Source organism: Sinorhizobium sp. 8-89 (genome assembly GCF_030124325.1).
Classification (GTDB): Bacteria; Pseudomonadota; Alphaproteobacteria; order Rhizobiales; family Rhizobiaceae; genus Sinorhizobium.
In genome coordinates, this window is sequence record NZ_JASKLR010000089.1 from 1 (window position 1) to 634 (window position 634).

Genomic DNA, 634 nt, shown 5'->3' on the forward strand with positions numbered 1-634 from the left:
CGCCGATGTAGAGCTCGCCGACCGCCCCGAACGGCACCGGTGCGCCATGCCGGTCGAGAAGATACACACGCGTGTTCGCAATCGGGCGGCCAATCGGAACGTTTGCCGCGATGGCGAACTCGCTCGGAATGTCATAGAAGAGGCAGCCCACAACGGTCTCGGTCGGGCCATATTCGTTCACCATCCTGGCCGTCGGCTGGAGGCGGCGCCACAATTCCACCGTTGAGGACGACAGCGCTTCACCGCCGATGACAAACGTGCCGACCTGGCTGTCGGTCGTCTCTGCCAGCAACTGCTGGCCGAGCGCATCGAGATGACTCGGGGTGACATTGACCAGCCCACACGGCGAGCCAATCCTTGTTTTGAGGCCTTCGACCTCATCTCCGTCCTTTACAAGGAGAGCATGGCCCCCACGAAGCAAAGGTGCGAACAGGCTGTTCACCGTTGCATCGAAGGCGAGTGATGAGGAGACCAGGGAAGAGGAGCTGGGCACGTAGACGTCGCAGGCCCAGGACAGATAATTGATCATTCCCCGATGCTCGACCATGACGCCCTTTGGCGTGCCGGTGGATCCGGAGGTGTAGATGATGTAGGCGAGATGGCGGGAAGTGAGGCCGAGGGCGCGGGGGTCGGG

The 634-nt window shown here is 62.1% G+C and carries 1 protein-coding gene; it reads right to left on the reverse strand.

All coding sequences use genetic code 11. From position 1 onward, the window contains the following. The coding region (locus QN219_RS33780) for an AMP-binding protein (RefSeq protein ID WP_283980181.1) at positions 1-634 on the reverse strand (634 nt) is incomplete at both ends.